This window comes from Brevibacillus laterosporus DSM 25 (assembly GCF_002706795.1).
Classification (GTDB): Bacteria; Bacillota; Bacilli; order Brevibacillales; family Brevibacillaceae; genus Brevibacillus_B; species Brevibacillus_B laterosporus.
The window spans coordinates 3942425-3963262 of sequence record NZ_CP017705.1 but is presented as its reverse complement, the minus strand read 5'-3'; the positions used below and the strand labels follow the sequence as shown (position 1 = coordinate 3963262).

17 protein-coding genes are annotated in these 20838 nt (G+C 39.5%); 3 read left to right on the top strand and 14 right to left on the bottom strand.

Going from position 1 to position 20838, the window contains the following annotated elements; genetic code table 11:
- Positions 1-53: 53 nt before the first annotated feature.
- The 6 genes from cydC to BrL25_RS18840 form a co-directional block, all read right to left on the bottom strand.
- Entirely contained in the window at positions 54-1817 is a 1764-nt protein-coding gene (gene cydC, locus BrL25_RS18865; RefSeq protein ID WP_018674255.1) for a thiol reductant ABC exporter subunit CydC, read from the bottom strand.
- The gene (gene cydD / locus BrL25_RS18860; RefSeq protein ID WP_018674254.1) at positions 1817-3580 is read right to left on the bottom strand and encodes a thiol reductant ABC exporter subunit CydD; all 1764 of its coding nucleotides are present in this window, start codon (positions 3578-3580) and stop codon (positions 1817-1819) included. The genes cydC and cydD overlap by 1 nt, the downstream gene beginning before the upstream one ends.
- Positions 3580-4596 (bottom strand): cytochrome d ubiquinol oxidase subunit II, encoded by a 1017-nt coding sequence (cydB, locus tag BrL25_RS18855; protein WP_018674253.1) that lies wholly within the window; start codon positions 4594-4596, stop codon positions 3580-3582. The genes cydD and cydB overlap by 1 nt, the downstream gene beginning before the upstream one ends.
- The gene (locus BrL25_RS18850; protein WP_018674252.1) at positions 4583-5992 is read right to left on the bottom strand and encodes a cytochrome ubiquinol oxidase subunit I; all 1410 of its coding nucleotides are present in this window, start codon (positions 5990-5992) and stop codon (positions 4583-4585) included. Before BrL25_RS18850 ends, cydB begins: the two co-directional genes overlap by 14 nt.
- Positions 5993-6332: 340 nt before the next feature.
- Positions 6333-8765 carry a heavy metal translocating P-type ATPase gene (locus BrL25_RS18845; RefSeq protein WP_018674251.1) on the bottom strand — a complete coding sequence of 811 codons (2433 nt, stop codon included), beginning with the start codon at positions 8763-8765 and terminating at the stop codon, positions 6333-6335.
- A 37-nt stretch (positions 8766-8802) separates the two neighbouring features.
- On the bottom strand, positions 8803-9006 hold the full coding sequence (locus tag BrL25_RS18840) for a heavy-metal-associated domain-containing protein (RefSeq protein WP_018674250.1): 204 nt from the start codon (positions 9004-9006) through the stop codon (positions 8803-8805).
- A 163-nt stretch (positions 9007-9169) separates the two neighbouring features.
- On the opposite strand from BrL25_RS18840, the gene BrL25_RS18835 reads away from it, so the two are divergent.
- Positions 9170-9478, top strand: coding sequence for a transposase (locus tag BrL25_RS18835; RefSeq protein ID WP_099327224.1), 309 nt, complete (start codon positions 9170-9172; stop codon positions 9476-9478).
- Positions 9475-10353, top strand: a complete 879-nt coding sequence (locus BrL25_RS18830; RefSeq protein WP_236848055.1) for an IS3 family transposase — start codon at positions 9475-9477, stop codon at positions 10351-10353. The genes BrL25_RS18835 and BrL25_RS18830 overlap by 4 nt, the downstream gene beginning before the upstream one ends.
- 71 nt (positions 10354-10424) lie before the next feature.
- On the opposite strand, the gene BrL25_RS18825 is transcribed toward BrL25_RS18830, so the two are convergent.
- The 8 genes from BrL25_RS18825 to BrL25_RS18790 form a co-directional block, all read right to left on the bottom strand.
- The gene (locus BrL25_RS18825; protein WP_018672175.1) at positions 10425-11615 is read right to left on the bottom strand and encodes a multidrug effflux MFS transporter; all 1191 of its coding nucleotides are present in this window, start codon (positions 11613-11615) and stop codon (positions 10425-10427) included.
- Positions 11616-11807: 192 nt separating this feature from the next.
- Positions 11808-13031, bottom strand: a complete 1224-nt coding sequence (locus BrL25_RS18820; protein WP_018672174.1) for a L,D-transpeptidase — start codon at positions 13029-13031, stop codon at positions 11808-11810.
- A 143-nt stretch (positions 13032-13174) separates the two neighbouring features.
- Positions 13175-14200, bottom strand: a complete 1026-nt coding sequence (locus BrL25_RS18815; RefSeq protein ID WP_018672173.1) for an AI-2E family transporter — start codon at positions 14198-14200, stop codon at positions 13175-13177.
- A gap of 157 nt (positions 14201-14357) precedes the next feature.
- Positions 14358-15074 carry an AAA family ATPase gene (locus BrL25_RS18810; RefSeq protein WP_018672172.1) on the bottom strand — a complete coding sequence of 239 codons (717 nt, stop codon included), beginning with the start codon at positions 15072-15074 and terminating at the stop codon, positions 14358-14360.
- A 324-nt stretch (positions 15075-15398) separates the two neighbouring features.
- Positions 15399-16298 (bottom strand): DUF4097 family beta strand repeat-containing protein, encoded by a 900-nt coding sequence (locus BrL25_RS18805; protein ID WP_018672171.1) that lies wholly within the window; start codon positions 16296-16298, stop codon positions 15399-15401.
- A gap of 50 nt (positions 16299-16348) precedes the next feature.
- Positions 16349-16912, bottom strand: a complete 564-nt coding sequence (locus tag BrL25_RS18800) for an HAAS signaling domain-containing protein (RefSeq protein WP_018672170.1) — start codon at positions 16910-16912, stop codon at positions 16349-16351.
- Positions 16905-17228 (bottom strand): PadR family transcriptional regulator, encoded by a 324-nt coding sequence (locus BrL25_RS18795; protein WP_018672169.1) that lies wholly within the window; start codon positions 17226-17228, stop codon positions 16905-16907. Before BrL25_RS18795 ends, BrL25_RS18800 begins: the two co-directional genes overlap by 8 nt.
- A gap of 152 nt (positions 17229-17380) precedes the next feature.
- Positions 17381-18367, bottom strand: coding sequence for an ABC transporter substrate-binding protein (locus tag BrL25_RS18790; RefSeq protein ID WP_018672168.1), 987 nt, complete (start codon positions 18365-18367; stop codon positions 17381-17383).
- A gap of 369 nt (positions 18368-18736) precedes the next feature.
- On the opposite strand from BrL25_RS18790, the gene BrL25_RS18785 reads away from it, so the two are divergent.
- Positions 18737-20788 carry a stalk domain-containing protein gene (locus tag BrL25_RS18785; protein ID WP_018672167.1) on the top strand — a complete coding sequence of 684 codons (2052 nt, stop codon included), beginning with the start codon at positions 18737-18739 and terminating at the stop codon, positions 20786-20788.
- Positions 20789-20838 lie beyond the last annotated feature (50 nt).

Sequence of the window (20838 nt, the reverse complement as noted above, 5' to 3'; positions counted from 1 at the left end):
AGCAAAAGGGGCCATCTCCAATTGCTACTTTCTCATTTTCAAGAAAAAAATTTTCATTTCACTTGAAATTCCTCAGGTCGATCCAAACGATATAAATTCTGATAACGAGGCTCTTTGTTCATTAATTCCGCATGTGTTCCTCGCATGACAATCTTTCCAGCTTCCATAAATATAATTTCATCCATATGCTCTGCACCCACCAGATGATGAGTAATCCAAATGAGTGTTTTCCCGTTCATGGTTTTAAAAATAGTCCGTAATAGCTCTCGTTCCGTACGAGGATCTAACCCTACTGTAGGTTCATCGAGCAGCACGATCGGTGTATTTTGTAGAAGGATACGTGCTAGTGCAATGCGTTGACGCTCACCGCCCGAAAAACGTTGCCCCGTTTCATTCATCGGCGTCTGATACCCTTCTGGCAAAGACTCGATTAAGCGATCCAATTGAACCTGCCTACAAACCTGCTTCAATTCCTCATCAGATGCCTCTACATTTCCAAGTCGAATATTATTGCCTACAGTAGTGTCAAACAGATGAGGACTTTGATTTAATACTGACATGATCGTTGGTATATGCTCACCATAATGATCTGCCGGCATACCTTGAATGCTGACACGGCCCTGAGTAGGAAGTAGCGCACCTTGAATTAGCTTTAATAAAGTAGATTTACCAGCACCACTTCGTCCAATGATTGCTATTTTTTTACCTTGTGGCACACTAAGCGATACCTGCCCAACCGCAATTGGTGCTTCTGGAGCATATTGATATGTGACTTCCTCTATTCGGATGTGTGCATCCTTCTGGGCTACTTGTATCAGCTGCTCATCTATCCTTGAATGAAACTCGCTTGTTTGATTGTTTCCATCTATCTTATTAATACTGTGCAAGCGGTCTAATGAGTTTTGATATTGGGGGATTTTCTCAATAGCTTCTGAGATTGGCAAAAAGATATCCATCACTGGAAACATGACCAGTACAAAAGCCGCAATCAACGTCACAGCAATTTCTCCCATAGCGTATTGATCACCTGTCCAAAATAACATGGCTACGACAATGCAACCTACAATACCTTGTCCCAAGAAATTGCGCCACTTACTCCATTCGCTTAATGTAGTGTCAATACGGGCTACTTTCTCCTCATCCTGCTCGTAGGAATGAACAAATTGCTCCTCCCTACCACTTATCACCCAGTCACTCATACCCATTATGGCATCTGTCAGTTTTTGATATAAACCATTGCGTTCTGATTTACTTTCTGTTTGCAGTTGTTTAGTCAGCATAAGGGAAATAGCCGGAAATACAAATAGCAATAACATGATTAAAAAAGCCAAGAACAAGGCAAATCCTGCATCAAACCACCCAATGACAGCAAGCACCACCATAAACATTACCAATGCAACAATGCTGGGAAAAATGGTGCGTAAGTATACATTTTGAAGATACTCGACATCATCAGCTAGAACACCCAGTAAATCACCTGTACGAAAACGTGAACGAACAAATAATGCTTGCGGTTCAAGAATTTGATACAACCGTAAACGCATTTTCGATAGAATCCGCAAGATTGTATCATGCCCGATCAAACGTTCCACATAATGCACGACAGCACGACTGATACCAAACGTGCGAACTAATACTACCGGCACATAGACCAACAAAATATTCTCAGGTCGCAATGCCGATTTAGAAATGAGAAAACCTGATGTAAACATCAAAGAACTAGCTGTAAGAGCTGTACATACTCCTAAAAGGATAATAACAACAAACCTTCTGGCATGAGCTTTCATGTAGGGGAAAAACCATTCATCTCGCTTCATTAGATTTCCTCCCCTTGCATTACAATCATTTGATAGTATGTTCCTTGTTTGGCAAGCAACTCTGCATGTGTCCCTATTTCTTTTATCGTACCCTGTTCCAATACGATGATAAGATCCATATCAGGCATCCAATGTAGCCTATGTGTTGCCAGAAGCACTAATTTATCTTCAAACAAAGAGAGCATCGTCTCTTTTAGTTCATATTCAGTTTCAATATCAAGATGGGCGGTCGGTTCGTCCAATAAAATAATAGGGCGATTACTTAAAAAGGCACGAGCAAGAGCGACGCGTTGCTCCTGTCCACCACTTAACGCACGTCCACCATTCCCGATTCGTTCCTCACCTTTTCTAGGTAGACTGTTGAACAAATCACCTAAACCAGCGGCTTGAATCGCTTTTTCAACCTGCTCATCACTAGCTAAAGGAGAGTAAAACTTTACATTGTCATAGAATGAGCTTGAAAAAATATAGGGGTGCTGAGGAATATAGGTTGTCTGGCTTTGCCATTCAGGTTGGCAAAGCGAAGATACCCGTTGCCCATTTAACTCCATTTGTCCAGATGTAGGGACTAAAAATCCAGCAAGTACATCTATCAATGTAGACTTACCAGCGCCACTTTCTCCAATAATTCCGATCTTTTGCTTTCCCGTTATAGTAAAAGAGATATCTCGTAAAGAAGGCTTGGCTTCCATATGAGCTTCTTCTACTTGAATTGAGTTTGTATTACTCTCATGCTTCATGCCAATAGAAGTAAGCATTAGCGAGCTTTCCTTCGTCCATTCGTTTATGGTTACGTTGGCATCGTCTTTCTTGTCTTGAGCAACCTGCTTCTGAAGGATCGCTTGAATCGCCTCTCCCGCTTCTTTTCCATTTAACGTCGCATGATAATCAGCGCCCACCATGCGAATTGGCAAGAAATACTCAGGTGCCAAAATCAACACGGTTAACCCTGTTAAGAGAAAGATTTCCCCTGAAATAAGACGTAGCCCTAGACTAACCGCAACACAGGCCACAGAAAGCATTGTGAAAAAGTCCAAAGCAAATGATGATAGGAATGCTACACGCAAAGTTCCCATCGTAGCAGAGCGATAACGATCACTCACCCGCTCAATTGTTTTACTATGTGTACGGCTCAACCCTAAATATCTAAGGGTTTCCAACCCACGTAATGCATCTACAAAATGGTTGGATAAAATGCGATATGATTTCCATTGACGATCCATTTTCCCCTTAGCTGCAAGACCAATTAGAATCATGAACACAATTAAAATCGGCATAGTAACAAGCAATATAATCCCAGAAATCATATCCTGCCAAGCTACATAAGCAAGAATAACCCAAGGCGTAATCGCAGTACTAACCATACGTGGAATAATCAATTCAAGATAGGTACGAAATTGTGCAACGCCCTCTATCACGAGCGTTACCACATTCCCTGTACCCTGTGTTTTTGCAAAACGCGGTCCTAATAAAAATAGCTTCTCCATTAAACTTTTACGTACATCACTGCCTGTTTTCATCGCAAAACGATAGGCGATTTTCTGTTGCAACAAGTTGGTCAAATGACGAACGAGAAACGCCAGTAAAAATAAGCCCAATCCCATATATAGCTCTTGTAGTTTTTGACCAGCAAAAAGGGCGGAAATAACTTCCGCCAACCATTTTGCCTGGTATAGAATCGACAAGCTTTGGATTAGAACAAGCACAGCTACTGCTATTAGAACTGGCACAATTCCTTTATAACCGAGTAAGTTTTTACCCATTAATATTCCAAGTGCTCCTTCTCATGTACACGTTTATGAAATACGAAGTAACTCCAAATTTGATAGCCCAATACGAATGGTAGCAAGGATAAAGCTACGATCGTCATGATTTTAAGAGAGTAAGGACTAGACGATGCATTTTGAATTGTCAGGTTGAACATACTATCAATCGAGCTAATCATTACACGTGGGAACAATCCAATAAATACTGAACTAATGGAAAGGGCAATCACTGTACCAGTCATCCCGAATGCCCATCCATCGCGTTTTTTCGTAATAAAGTAACCAGCTAGCACATAAGCAATAACACCCAATACTGCTATCACACTTAGTATGCCACCCCGAACGGCAAAAATATCCGTCATGAAGTAGGTCATACCTCCAAAGATAACCAATAGAAGCGCTAGTGGAGCCAACAACATTTTTGCTTGTTTGCGAGCACGCATGCGCAAATCACCTGTTGTCCGTAGCGTTGCAAACAAAAGACCGTGTACTTGGCAAAGAACAACGACAGTTACTCCACCCATCACACTATACAAATTAACCATGTCAAACAATCCTGCATTCATTTCCATGTTTGCATCGATTGGTAAACCCTTTAACAGACAAGCAAATACCACACCAAGTAAGAATGGTGGTAAAAAACTACCGATAAAAATCGCAACATCCCAAACTTTTCTCCATACGGGATTATCTACTTTTCCACGGTATTCAAAAGCAACACCGCGACCGATTAACGCTAACAAAAGAAATACTAATGGCAAGTAAAACCCACTAAACAACGTTGCATACCAGTTAGGGAACGCAGCAAACATCGCTCCCCCTGCGGTCAATAACCATACTTCATTCGCATCCCAGAACGGGCCAATTGAATTGATTAAAACGCGGCGCTCCATGTCTGATTTGGCTAGGAAAGTAGTAGACATCCCAATTCCAAAATCAAAACCCTCTAAAAAGAAGAATCCAATGAATAAAACAGCGATTAAAACAAACCAGAGTTCATTAAGAGAAAGCATGAGTTTCCTCCTTATTAAACGGGTCATTTGTGCTTGCTTCTGCCTTCACTAGAGCATAAGGACCCTTCTTGATAACACGAGTGAACAAATAAAGGAGCACAATGAATAGCGCCAAATAAATCGTACTAAAAGCAATCAGTGAGAATAACACTTCCCCAGCAGATACGCTTGGAGAAATACTATCTTCCGTTTTCATCAATCCAAAAACAGTCCACGGTTGACGACCAAATTCAGTCATAACCCAGCCTGCCGTATTAGCGATAAATGGTAAAGAAATACTATATACCATTGAATACATAAACCATTTATTTGGCTTGTCTAGCTTTTTGCGCCATGACAGATAGAGTCCAATCATGGAAAGTAGAATCATTAAGCTACCACCGGCTACCATGATGCGGAAACTCCAGAATGTCGTACGAACAGGTGGAATATAATCACCAGGACCATATTTTTGTTCGTATTCAGCTTGTAATTCAATCATTCCAGGAAGGTCACCTGAGAATTTACTATAGGATAGATAGCTTAACATATAAGGAATTGAAACCTGTATTCCATTTTTCTGATTTTGTGTATCAATCGTAGCAAATACCGTCCAAGGAGCAGGGTCCGGACTTCTTTCCCACAGCGCTTCACTCGCGGCCATTTTCATAGGCTGTGTTCCCACCAAGTATTGTGCTTGTTGGTGACCAAATACAGCAACAAGGATAGAAGATATAAGAGCAATCACAATCGATAACTGAAATGATGATTTAAAGAATGGTATCTCTTGTTTACGCAATAATTTATAAGCACTAACACCAGCTACTAGAAAAGCTCCTGTTGCAAACGCGGAAAAAATCGTATGCGGGAACTCTACCATTAACTGTCCATTTGTAACGAGCGCAAAAAAGTCATTCATCTCTGCTCGACCATTATTGATTTCAAAGCCTACAGGTCGTTGCATAAAAGAGTTAGCTAACAAAATCCAGAAAGCAGACATTGTCGTACCGAAAGACACCAGCCAAATACAGAGACAGTGGACTTTCTTTGATAAACGCTCCCAACCAAAAATCCATAAACCAATAAATGTAGATTCTAAAAAGAAAGCTAATAATGCCTCAATTGCAAGGGGTGCACCGAAAACGTCACCAACAAATCTAGAGTAATTAGACCAGTTCATACCAAATTGGAACTCCTGTAGAATCCCTGTTACCACACCTACACCAAAGTTAATTAGGAACAGCTTGCCCCAGAACTTTGCCATGTGCTTATATTTTTCTTCGCCTTTGACCACATACATCGTTTCCATTATTGCGATTAGAAAAGATAATCCAATCGTCAATGGGACGAAGATGAAGTGGAAAATCGTTGTGGAAGCAAACTGAGTACGTGATAGCAATACCAGATCCAAATCCATTGATTTCCTCATCCCTCTCTCTTGATAGTTTTTTAACTAAAAGGTATTTTATCTATCCTTGCGTTATTTTCTCAGATTGTTCCATACCCCATGTGTGATATTTATCACATTTAGTTCGATAGTTTCAATCTAATTTGAAAAGATTCATCTATCCGACAAAAAGTAACATTTTAACAAAAAACTATTCAGAAAATTACCTATATAACAACGTTCATAAAATGATTAGTTGATCGAGGTAATTTTATTGAAAAAATGTTATTTTTTTGATAAACAAAAAAGACGACTACTATTTTCTGTAGCCGTCTTTTTTATTTTCGTTTTACGTTCATTTATTCTCTTCTTAAAGTTTTACCCGTTGCAATCGCAAAGCATTTAACACAACTGATACGGAACTCAGTGCCATCGCTGCACCTGCCAACCATGGAGCTAATAAGCCAGCAGCAGCAATTGGAATCCCCAAACAATTGTAGGCAAGAGCCCAAAACAAATTTTGTTTAATGTTCGTCATCGTTTTCTTGCTCATTTTGAAAGCATCCGCGATGCTATTTAGATCGCCCCGCATCAATGTAATATCAGCTGCTTCCATTGCTATATCTGTACCCGTTCCCATAGCAATACCTATATCTGCTGTGGCTAAAGCTGGAGCGTCATTGATTCCATCTCCAACCATCGCTACTTTTTTACCAGCTTGTTGTAATCTGGTTACTTCTGCTGCCTTTTCCTCTGGTAACACTTCTGCAATTACATGATCGACACCCACTTGAGCTGCAATCGCTTTTGCTGTTCGTTCATTATCGCCTGTTACCATATAGACACTTAGACCCATTTCTCTTAAGCGAGTAATCGCTTCCCGGGAGGTTTGTTTGACTGTATCCGCTACCGCAATTACTCCAGCATATTGTTGATCAATGGCAGCTAGCATTGCTGTTTTCCCTTCCTGCTCCCATTTTTCCATAATAGGTAATGCTTGATCGATCTGTACGTCAAATTTCTTCATTAGTTTACGTGTTCCAACTAATAGTTCTTTCCCATCAATAATGGCACGCACCCCATACCCTGGAATTGCTTCAAATTCGGTAGGAATTTGTAATACAATCCCCTGCTCGATAGCACCTGTAACAATCGCTTCTGCTAAAGGATGTTCGGAATTTTTCTCCGCACTAGCAATATATCGAAGAAATTCTTGTTTTTCCCAAATATCTATTGATAGGACATCCGTCAATTCAGGCTTACCTTTTGTAATCGTCCCTGTTTTATCAAGTAGTACTGTATCAATTCGATGGGTTGCTTCCAAATGTTCCCCACCTTTAAATAGAACACCCGCTTCGGCTGCCCGACCAGAGCCTGCCATGATTGAGGTTGGGGTTGCCAGACCGAGTGCACACGGGCAAGCAATGACAAGTACAGCTATTAGAATTTCTAGTGCGCTAGTAAAATCACTCGGTGTAATGAGGAAGTACCAAATCAAAAAAGACAAGATAGCAAGCGATACGACAATCGGAACAAAAATTCCTGAAATCTTGTCGGCCACACGCTGAATCGGTGCTTTTGAGCCTTGTGCTTCTTCCACCACTTTAATAATTTGGGCCAATGCTGTTTCCTTACCGACCTTTGTAGCCCTTACTTGTAAAACACCGTTTTTATTAATCGTAGCTCCTATTACATGATCGCCTGACTGTTTTTCCACTGGGATGCTTTCTCCCGTGAGCATTGATTCGTCTACTGTAGATTTTCCCTCAACAATCTCTCCATCTACCGGTATTTTTTCACCTGGCTTTACGAGAAACAGATCATCAACATGTACGTCCTCCACAGCAATGACCAGTTCTTCACCATTGCGAATAACCGTAGCTGTTTTAGCCTGAAGTCCCATTAAGGTTTTAATTGCTTCTGATGTACGACCCTTCGCTAATGCTTCAAAAAGTTTTCCTAATAGAATTAATGTAATAAGTACAGCACTAGTTTCATAATAAAGATGGACTTCATGATGCATGGTTTCCATACTTCTAATCGTTTCATAAAGACTATAAAAATAAGCTGCGGATGTTCCCAATGCTACTAATACATCCATGTTTGCTGAGCCATTGCGGAGTGCCTTGTATGCTCCTTGGTAAAATTGCCAACCAATAATGAACTGTACTGGAGTCGCCAAAAGGAATTGAAACCATGGGTTCATTAATATGTCAGGGGCCCAAATAAATGATGTAAACGAAAAATGCTTCACCATCGTCCATAACAAAGGCAGAGATAGGATTGCAGAGATAATAAGTTTACGCTTTTGCCGAGCAATCTCTTTTTTACGATGATCAGACTCCGACGCTTGCTCACCCTGCTTCAGACTTGCTCCATATCCCAGATTCTCTACCTTTTTTATTAAATCGACCATGGTTGTCTCAGATGGTTGATACACCACAGTTGCTCTTTCCATCGTTAGATTAACGTTTGCTTCCATGACCCCAGGAAGTTTGTTTAGTCCCTTTTCAATTCGAGTCGCACATGCGGCACATGTCATTCCCGTGATAAGAAGCTCAGCTTTTTCTTTGGCTGTACCATACCCAAGGGATTCTATACGTTGTTCTAAATCAACCACACCTACCTTTTTGGGATCAAAAGTAACCGTAGCTCGCTCTAAACTCAGATTAACAGTAGCATCTTGAACCCCTTCTGTCTTCTGCAATCCTTTTTCAATTCGTCGGGCACATGCGGCACAAGTCATACCGGTAATTTGCATCGTTGTTTTTTGTTGCTTGGTTGCTGCGACACTCTCAGCCATGCTACTACCTCCTCACACATACTATACCCTAGTTGCCTTACACTATCTTATATCCCAATTTCTCCACTTGTTCTTTTAGAAGACCTACTTCTAGACTATTGGGGTCGTGCTCAATTTCTACCTGCTTCTGAACTAGATCTACCTGAACTTTTATTGCTCCTACTTCATTACATGCTTGTTCAATCTTTGCTGCACAACTTTTGCAAGACATTCCTTCTACATAAAAAACTGTTTTTGTCATTATGACATCTCCCCTTGTTTGTATCGTCACATTTATAATACTATACCCCCCTACCCTATGTAAAGAGTAAAAAAGAAAGACCTACATTTTATGATATTATCCCCTTTTAGTAGACAGTAAGAAGCAAGACCCCTTACTGTATTAACTAGGAGGGGAATTTTCTATGGGGGAAATTAGAAAAACATATTCAAAGGATTTTAAGTTAAAAGCCGTACGGCTTTATTTGAGCGGTGAACAAGGGTACAAAACACTTACAAGGGATCTCGGCATTAGTGACCCTTCTATTTTAAGAAGATGGGTTGATCATTATAGAAAGGAAGGTATACAGGGACTAGATGAAAAACGCGGGAGAACAAAAAATCCTCTTAGAGGAAGACCACGAATAAGGCCAGAGAGTACGGAGGAAGAGATAGTTCGATTACGTGCAGAGAACGAATTCTTAAAAAAGTGGCTAGGTCTAGAAAAGAGGTGAAACCGAAAGATAAATGCTGTTTTTTCGAGCTTATTAAAGAATTGTCTAAAAAGTATTCTATTACTTTATTGTGTAAAATTACGAAAGTATCTCGTAGTGGTTTTTACAAGTGGCTTTCTCGTGAGAAACACCCCACCTCAAAACAATTGGTAAATGAAAAATTAAGAGAAATGATCATGGAGTGTCATCAAGAGGTCAAAGGTATTTACGGGTATCCCCGAATAAAAGTGTGGTTATTTAGAAGGTACGGGCTAAAAGTCAATCATAAACGTGTGTATCGCATTATGAAGGAACTTGGGATACAAGCGCTAATCCGTAAAAAACGAAAATTCTTTGGGCGCAAAGAGAAGGTTGTCATCTCCGAAAACAAGCTGAATCGAAATTTTTGCGCCTCACGGCCAAATGAGAAATGGGCTACAGATATTACCTACATACTATTTAATGGTCGCCGTCTTTATCTGTCTGTCATATACGACATGTATAACAACGAAGTTGTTGCCTACAAAACAAGCAAACGTAATGATTTACGACTCGTAATGGATACCGTAAAATTAGCGATTAAAAAGCGGGATGTAAGCGGAGTCCTCCTACACAGTGATCAAGGATACCAGTACACCTCAAAGCAGTATAACCAGTTCCTTCAGCAATATAAAATCGTAGCAAGTATGTCTAGAAAAGGTAACTGTTTAGATAACGCCTGTATTGAGGGGTTCTTTGGGCATTTAAAAACAGAGTGTTTGTACCTTCATTCGTTTCAAACAGATAAAGAAGTGGAAGAAGCTCTTCACGGTTACATTAATTTCTATAATCAGCAACGGTTTCAATCTCGATTAAAAAACCTGAGTCCGATAGAATACCGAACTCAGGTAGCCTAGATGGGGCTTGTTTAAAGTTGTCTACTTGACAGGGGCAAGATCATTATTGTAAGTCCTTCTTTTCTCATTATTTAATCGATTTTAGATGGAGTCATCAGGTTGTAGCTGACAATTACCATGACCAGAGCCAATAAAAGAAAATACATTGGCATAGGAAGCAGTGTTCCATTATGAAGGTAGCTCATACCTGTAGTAATAAAACTAACAATAAAGTAATAGCTTAACCCAAATATAGCGCCTGCTGTTCCTTGTGTGTCATGATAATTCACCAGTGCTAAGCTTAGGCAATTAGGTATTGCCATCCCAATCCCCATCAAAAGTGTAAAAACAGAACTAACAAGTAATACCAATGACAGGATTGAAGAATCTAATCCAATAAGCACCAGACTTGTTAAAAAACCTGCACCCAATGTCGTTACAAGTGATCCTAGATAAATAATTCTCTCAGCTGAAAGTTTCTGTAGCAATTTCTTTGAAAGTAGCGCACCAATTATGGACGCTAAAGCTACAAAAACTCCAAAAAACCCAAACACACCTGGTGTCATATGAAAAAACTCAATGTAAATAAAAGGTGCTTCTGCATAGTAACTGAACAAAATCCCATTCGTTAGTCCAATCAGCAATCCAAACAACCATACTCTTTTATCACGAGCCATACGTTTAGCTACTAAACGTACACTACTTTTGGAAGTTACAGATAATTTTGTCTCTGGTAACGCCATAAACGTGTACACAAAAACAACCGCACCCAGCACAACAAGGGTAAAGAAAACAGCCCGGAATCCCCAAGCCTGATCGATGAATCCCCCAAGCAAGGGACCAATCGCAGGAGTAAAGGCAAGCGCAGCAGATATCTGGGCAAACACAACGTGACGCCTGACTCCGTCAATGCTTTCACGAAGAATCGTTTGTGTCACCACAGAGCCAGTACTCGCTCCAAAAGCCTGAACAAATCTGCTGATTAATAACCATTCAACTGCATTAGATAGATAGCAGCCAAGACTGCCAACTCCATAAATAAATATGCCCCATAGCATTGCGGGCCGCCTTCCAATGACATCAGATAGCCTTCCCCAAAAGAAAACCCCTAAGGCAAAGCCAAAGAAATAAAGGCTCAATGTTAACTGAATGATATTGCTGCTAACACCAAACGTTTGTGAAATATCAGGTAAAGAAGGTGTATATATCGTTTCACTAATTTGTGGAAAGCCCACAAGGATAATAAATAGTAACAGTGACGGTGTTGAGATTTTTTTGGTCATACCGATTCCCCCTATTATGTGCAAATCTCAAAACTCTGCACATACCCTACGGAATAGGGGGTTTACACTTACATAATCTAGTAAACGAGAGCATTTCTATCACCATACTTTTAATAGGGGGTCAAACCTTTACTAAAGATAGTAGCATAGATAAAACTAGTCCTCAACTTTGGTCACGCTATTCTCTACTGCTTATCCCCGCCAGTGATAGAACTTTTTTGACTTCTCGTCTGATCTTCCTGATAGTAGATACGGCTTACCGTTTCCTGGGAGACCCTTTGTTGGTGATGATTTCAGCTTTGTCTTACCAATATGTACTTTCGTTCCCAATGGGACTAAGCTATACAACTCTTCCACATCTTGATTAAACAGTCTGATACACCCTTTGGACACAGCTTTGCCGATAGAAGATGGGTCATTCGTTCCGTGAATGGCATAATCTGGGTTACTCAAGGCGAGAGCACGTGTACCGTATACTTTGGTTGCTGATTTTGGCTTATTTACTTTTAATGCAATGCTAAAATCTCCTACAGGCGTCTGATTATGAGTTCCTAGTGCCACAGGATAGGAGCGTAATAGATAGGAACCACTCACTACATGCATCCGAAATTCAGGAATGGAGATGTTTAATTCAATTGGTTGAAGCCCTTTTGCTACCATGTCTAGCCCCTTTGCCCTTACTACTTGTTCCATACTTTCCCAAGGTCTTTGCGGTTGAAAGGCAGCTGGGTTATAAATCCATCCGTCCTGATCCCCTGCGGGAGGTACAGGGATTTGAGACAAATAATTATTTGGAGATGCTTGTGTCAATTGACTAAGTTGCTTGGGAAGCGTTTGGGTTTGAAGATAGTAATGATAAAGTGCTGTTCGCAAAGATAATAATCCTAGTAAAGAATGCTGCTGCTCACCTACTCTTTTTTTTATGGACTCGACGAGTTGCTGACTATCACAGGCGCAATGAGCATCCGTTATAGGGAACCATTCCCCGGCGGCATTCGTAATTCCAAGAACCTGTTCTGGTGTGTAAAAAGGTAGTGCTTGGTACACTGGGAGTTGCTTGTTTGGTGGTACGACGACAACTAAAGGAGATTCCTGACCCGTCTGCTGCACGTCATGAAACAACGGAGCTAAAGAGGTTGAAAGCTGAGCCCCTATAACATCCTCATTCAACTCTTTATGCACAGGTCCTGCGATAACAACCAACGGACGCTTTTGCAAAAGTGATGCAATTGAACTAGCATGCAACGTCTTTTGTTCACTAGTGGACAAGACTTTATCTGTGTTACGTGAATTAGTCGTAATTTGATCCGAATTCACCAGATTTCTGTTGATAATCTCGGAACCTCCTAAGAAAAGGGTCGTAACATACATGAACAGAATGACTAGAAAGATTACAATCCTTCGTTCGTTTACCATGTGTGCCTCCTTCCGCTTTTCGGAGCCTGAAATAAAAATTCTCTTCCTTTATGTAACGACAAATATTGGCACTTTTATGAGTAAAAAGCCCAACGAATCCTTTCTACAAGGAAATACGTTAGGCTTTTTGTCCGTACAAATCATTACTTTTCCATAAATTTAATTTCAAGTAAATCAAGTAGGAATATGAAGATAGGAATCCCCAGTATTAGTCCCCATACCCCGATAAAATGTTCTGAGATAATCAATACCGCAAATGTTACAAAGATCGGTAGCTTGGTTTTTGACGACATCAGCTTAGGATTAAGCACATAGGCTTCAATAGCATGCAGCACAGTAATCATGATAAGTACATAGATAATCTTGATAAAACCTCCGATACTAAAAGCGATAGCGCACAGAGGAATTAACGAAATAATGACACCTGCCACCGGAATCAAGCCAAGTACGAAAATCATTATTCCTAATGCAAATAGATGTGGAAAATCCATAATCCATAAAGCAATAATCGACATGATGCAGTTAACCAAAGAAATCACAAATTGTACTTCAATTACTTTACCAAAGGACTGCGTAAACTTATTTCCGAAGTAACGAAAATCCTCGTAGAAATAGGATAGCTTACTTGTTCTTACTTTGGAGGTTAAGAAGAAAATCTTTTCTTTTTCCAGCAGGAAGAAGAGACTTAAAATCATGGCAATCACAAAATTGATACCTAACTTACTTGCATTGGTAACAACACCAACTAAAAATTCCATCCCATTATTCACATAGCTCGCCACATTAATCTTTTGCAACGACTCCACCATGAATTCTAGAATAAAATTATCCACTGGAAAAATCGGTTTCTCATAAAAAGCAATCACTTGCTGTACAAGCGGCGACAATTCAGAAATCACACTTGGTAAAAATCTTAGAATGCCAATGACAATTAGTGAAATAAACACTGCATATTGGAGAATCAATGTGATCTTCCTAAGTATCTTTCGCTCGATGCTTAGTTGACGGACAAGAAATTGATGTAATTCATTCATCAGAAAGGTGATGATGAAGAAAAGCAAGATCATGTTCATCATACTTCGAAATATGTAGACAAACGCAACTAAGATAAGTAATACAATAATTTTTTTCATGATTGTACTTTTAAATACTTCTTTTAGAGAGGTCATATAAGGGTTCCGTGCTCCTTTATGTTGGTATATCTTAATACGTTTCATAACGTAATCTGGTTTCAAATGTAGGTAAGCATATTAGTAAAGTAACATGTTAGGGAATCCAAGTCCATTTTTTTCCTCTCTATCTCATTACAAGCTGATAAGAAATTAATTATTCATCCTCATCACGAAATAACTCTGCTAGCATTGCCTCTCTATTTTCTAAAAAACGTCTTGTAATTTGATAGTGTAACGTCTGCTCATAGCTGGTCGTTGCAATAGGAGATTGGTCAAAATTATAAATTTTCGCTCCCGGAAATGCTAGCAGAATCGGAGAATGGGTAGCAATGATAAATTGTGCTGATTGCTCTAAGTCCTTCATTAAGCGTAATAAGGAAAGCTGTCGCGCAGGCGACAAGGCCGCTTCTGGCTCATCTAGTAAATAAATGGCTTTATGACCAAACCGATTGCGAAAGAGAGAGAGAAACGATTCACCATGTGACTGGGCATGTAAAGAACGTCCACCATAGTGACTCGTACCATATATACTGTCTATATGGCTAGCGAACTGATAGAAAGTTTCTGCCCTCAAAAAAAAACCATTTGTTATCTTAGGAAGCCATGACAACTGAATATACTCCCCTAGCGAAGCATCAGAAGCGTCTACCTCATAGTAATTATGTCTGCCCCCACCTGCTGTGTGGAAATCACATTGATAAGCAATAGCTTCTAATAGAGTTGATTTTCCCGAACCATTCTCACCTACAAAAAAGGTGATATTTTTATCAAACGATAAACTCTCTAGGTTTTGCAAAGCAGAAATCGAAAACGGATATTCCTTACGATTAGGGTATTTTTCTGTTAGTAGCCGCACTTGGCGAAGATACACGCTCTACACTCTCCTATTTGTTCAACGGTCGCATTAGAGGAAGTAATATTGCCAAGCCTATGACGCCAAGCAAAACTCTCATGGATCTCGAAAACATTTACTCGTTTAGCAAAAACCAAATGGAACTAAAAACTCCTCCTTGTTATTATACAACATCGTGGGAGAACCGTTACGTTGCTTTTTTGTAAACTTATTACTTCTATAACCTCTCTACTTGTTTATGATAATCCTTCATTTATTTGAAAAAAAGAGAAACGATAGAAGTCTCACACAATATAGGTTATCTTCTAAGCCTAATCGTGTAGCTTTATCGTTCCTTTTTTTCTATTGTTGCTTAAATGCTATATCTCCCGAAGTCGTTTCAATTCTCACCGTACGTTTAACCTCTTTCCCATTCGTTGCCTCTACGTTATCATTTGAGATACTGTTGAATCGGAACCCTTCAATATCAGTCTGAATCTCTCCAGAGGATGTCTTTGCTACAAACCGTGTATCTGTAGGCTGTTTATTCGTAACTACCTTAATGTTTCCGCTAGATGCTTCCAATGTTAGATCGTTCGTTACTTCAGCTGTGTGCAGAGCAATATTTCCAGAGGTACTATTTGCTTTTACCTCTCCAGTTACTAATTCTACTTCCACGTCGCCTGATGTAGATTCAAATGAAGAATGCGTAGCTATAAGCCGTGAAATTTCCACATTTCCTGACGTAACCTGAATATCATTCTTTTCGCTTTCAAGACGTTCAATCTCTATGTCCCCAGATGTACTGGATGCTACAAATTCCTTAGTTAACACATCGTCCACCGTAATATTACCTGATGTGCTACTAAGCTTCATTTTCTCCCACGTTTGTTTGGGAAGCGAGATGGTTAGCCCTCTGTCATTCATGCTAAAATCAATGGTAAACCAGTTCTGGGGGTGTATTGTCGTAATCAGAAGCTTGTCATTCTCCTCCCTTACTTGTAGTTCTGTATTCTTAGTATTCAACCATCCAGATTTCTCATCCAAACGAATTTTTATTTGATTGTCATTACTTGAGACAATATGGATATCCTCACTAGCACTATCCACCACAATTTGTTTGAATTGTGGGTGCTCGATCGTCTTTTTGCTGGTTGTATTTGCTGTTTCCTGTCCAAAAATCCCCCCAGATAAAAACCATCCCACACACCCGATAACACCTATAACAATAAATAGTACGCCTATGATTGCTGATTTTCTCATCTGAATCCTCTCCTATTTACCTTCTATACAGTTGCCCTAGCCAGATGTTGTTAAGAAGCTACATGTTTTGACCTTACGATCGTAATATTCATTTTCAAATAGCGAATAAACAGCTTATACATAAAGATAGTGGCATAATACATACCATTCATAAGTAAAATTCCAAGTCCGCATAAGGTAAGGGCTGCAAACACTTGCAACCATTGAGATGAAGAAAAACCAAACATAATGGCAGAAAGCACAGCAAGAATTGGTGAAATCATAAATGCCAGGCTAATTCCCCATCCTGCCAATAAGAAACCTAGGATAACGATACTCGGTCCCAATACAAAGACGAAGTTCATAAAGCTTACTCCAATCATAGCTACGATGACACCGAATAAATTCCCTAGTGTAGGTTGACTCTGAGCCTTATCTAAATGGAAGGTGACCAGCAATTCTTTAGCAATCATTTTGGGAGAGCCCAGCTTTTCAATAATCTCTTTTTCACTCTTTCCTTCTTCCAGACCAATTTGAAAATGCTCTATATAATCGTACAAAATGTCTTCTCGCTCTTCTGCGGAAATGTTGGATAAACTAATCTTTAATTCATGCAAAAAAGCATCTTTATTCACTCCTCATGCCCTCCTCAATAATGATATTGACACTAGTAGCAAACATTCTCCACTCTGCAACCAACTGTTGCATATACGTTCGCCCTTGACTCGTAATTTGATAATATTTTCGGGGAGGTCCTTCGGAAGATTCCTTCAAATAAGTCGTAAAATACCCTTCATTTGTCAGCCTTCTTAATAAGGGATAGACTGCTCCTTCCGAAATCTCGAATCTACTGGATATTTTTTGTACCAATTCATATCCATAACGATCTTTTTTATCCAATAAAACTAGCACACAAAGTTCTAATACACCTTTTTTAAATTGTATATTCATCCTTTCACCACCTTGCATAAAACAGTATTATACAAACTGAGGTACTGTTTAACATATAATACATTATTGTATGTATTTACACAACACCACAAAGCACCTATCAAAAAAGCCACTCGATCCCTATATGACAAGGGAAAGTGGCTTTTCTCTGCTTATTTTTTATTTTTATTTACGAGTAGATCAACAATGATATCCAACTGTTTCTCCAAATTCAATCCATCTGTCATCCAGAACTTCTTAGAATCAAGCATGTATACATGATTATGTTTTACTGCCTCTAGATTTTTCCAGATTGGACTACTCATGATTTCTTTTGCCCGCTCTGCTCCACCGTCAGGCTCATATACGCTAATAAACATGTGATCAGCAGCATATTCAGACAACAGCTCTAAGGAAATATCCTTCCCTTGACCTGTAGGAAAAATCTCTTTTTTTACTTTTTCTACTGGCTTTAATTCAAACATTTCCATCAGATTGTATCCAGCATCACGTGTTTTTGGCCACACCCAGAAATTTTTGGCCCAGATCGAGTAGCTTCCTACTGTTTCATTTGATCCAATTATACTTTTTACTTTTTCTTTAGCTGCTTCAGCTTTTTGCTTATAACGAGTAATAAATGCTTCAGCTTCCGCTTCTTTTCCTACTAGCTCTCCAAAGGTCCGAACTTCCTCAATCGGATCCGTACCTTCAAGTGTTCCCGAAGGTAAAGAAACAGTCGGGGCAATTTTCTTCAACTGCCCCGTAATTTCTGTAGGTAAATAGGTTGGTACAATGATTAAATCGGGTTTCAACTGCATCACTTTCTCAATCGATACATCCCCTACATTTTCTACACCCTCAAGCTCTTTAGATAGCAATACAGAATTCTCTAATGCAATAGAGCCCGCCCCGACTGGTTTAACACCAAGCGCTGCCAAATCTCCCAAAAACGTAATGCTGACGATACGCTCTGGATGAATAGGAATTTCAATTTCACCCGTAGCATCCCTAAACACCTTCGTCTTCTTTTCGGCAGATGATTTGCCCTCGTTATTAAGCTGTGACACTGTCTTTGATGTGGTATTACAAGCACTAACCATCATAGCTAGTAGTAGCATAACTATAATCGGCATGAAGCCTCGTTGTTTGATATATAGCATGTTCATCCTCCAATATGTAAGCCAGGTCTTTTCATCAGAAACTCATAATTTTGATAACTATTATCAATCATTTTCTTCATTGCACATTTTAACTTTCTATTAAAAAGATGTCTATATTAAATTTTGCCATTTGGTAAAAGGTGTAAATCTAGCTCCTTACTAATGAAGGAACACATTTGAGCAAGAAAATGGCTATTTTATCTGAATTTCTGTGTAACTTATTCCCTTCTCCAACGTCTCTATTTACGATTACCAAAAATATGCTTTGGGGTTATCAACGACTTCCCCTGTTTTGCCCTGTTTTTTGGCTTAAAGAGGGAGTAGGTTGCTGTCTACAGGCAAAATTTAAGGATATTCAGGAGGAAAACAATGAGGAAACAAATGAAGAAAAGCGCATTCTTACTGCTAGCCACAACTCTGGCAATCACACCCCTACTCTCTGTGCCACAAGGTGCTTATGCTGCATCAGATTTAAGTATCGACGCCAAGAGCACCAAAGCAGGTGAGAAAACTACTTATACGATAAAGTTTGAATCAGACAAAAAAACAAGTGAGATTGAAGTAGATTTTGATTCTGACTTTGACTTGAGCAAAGTAGAAACTGATTCTGTTGAAGTAAATGGTAAAGATCCAAAAGATGTTACTGTTAAAAAAGGCAAAGTTACAATTAAACTAAGCAAAAATATCGGTAAAGGTGATGATGTCAAAATTATCATTAAAGATGTCATCAACCCTGATAAAGCCGACGATTACAAAATCTCCGTTGATGATGGCGACAGTGATGATGATGAAAAAATCGAGATCACAAAAGGCTCCTCTAGTAAAAGTGGCTCTGAAAAAAATGCCTTCTCTGTGTCTTTAGGCAGTAGCTACTCAGATGAGAAAACCTCTATTGAACTCTCTAAATTTACTTTAGAAGACAAATTGGATGATTCAAAATATATTGAGGTTATTTTCCCTGAGTCTGGCATGGTTCCAAGCAGACTCAGCACGGACGATGTAGAAATTAACGGTCACACTCCTAAAGATGTCAGCGTCTCTGGTAAAACGGTAAAAATTAAACCGAGCTCCAAAGATAATGATGAGAAAAAACTTGAGATCTCATTTAAAAAAGGAGCTGGCTTTAAAACACCATCATCCAGCTCTTCCTATAAAATCGAAGTTGAGTATAAAAGCACCACATATACATCAAAAGAATTTGATGTAAAGAAAGGCTCTTCTTCTGTTAACAGCGACTATAGTGTTTCGCTCTCAGATAGCTCGGTTGGCGCACGTACAAGCGTCTCTATGGAATTGAGATTAAAAGAAGAACTAAGATACGGAAATGATATTTATATCGAATTCCCGTCCCAAGATATGGTGCCTGGTTATATTTCTGCTTCATCAGTAACAATTAATGGTACACAAGTCAGCACTGCAAATGTATCTGGACGTACCGTTTCTCTAAGAACACCAAGTAATTTCTCTAGCACTGATAAAATTCGTGTCGATGTAAAAATGGAAGCCTTTATTAAGAACCCAACAACATCAGGTAGCTATGACTTGGCTGTTAAGCATAATGATGTTACCTATCGTTCAAAATCCTTTACTGTTTCAGGTACTTCCGTAACACCTACGAACCCAACTAACCCAACATATCCGACTAATCCAACTCCAACCCCAGTGCCAGTGAATAACAGCGCTGCTACGGTAAAATTGAGTAAGCCGAATCCAAATGCGATTTCAGGTATGACAGTTGGAATTAAAGCGTTGGGGGTTGGACTCAGTACTAATGATTACATTGAAGTAGCGATGCCAACTACTTTCCGTGTACCTACTACCATTCCAACCAATGCTGTGACAGTAAATGGTGCATATCCTAGCTTTGTAGGCACTCGTGGTCAGAATCTAGTTATCTATCCATCACTTGCTCTTCCTGCAGGTCAAGCAGTAAGTGTAACAATCAACGAAAATGCTAAAATCCAAACACCAGCAGCATCCAATGTTTACAATATTGGTGTTTATACATCAGAGGAAAGAAATCCACTGTTCATTCGTCAAGTAATGGTAGGTGCACAAAATGGGGTCAGCTTCAAAGTTGGCACTGCTTCCTATAAAGCACAAGGTAAAACCTTCCCATTAGCTGTAGCACCACTAACTGTGAATGGTAACACAATGGTGCCTGCTACTTTCGTTCGTGATGGGTTGAAAGTAAGCACATCCTATACAAAAACAAGTGCTACCGTTAAAAGTGGAAACACAACCCTGGTATTTAAAGTTGGATCAAAGGTTGTTTCCATTAATGGTAAAAACTACACCATGACAGATGCGGTTCAATTGAAAAACAACGTCCCAATGCTACCAATCCGTACGATTACGGACAATTTACGTTTTAACCTGGCTTGGGATGAAGCAACCTCTAGCGTAGTTATTTTTAAATAAGAGAAAGGCACTTGCGAAGCTACCATTTGCAAGTGCCTTTTTTATAAAAA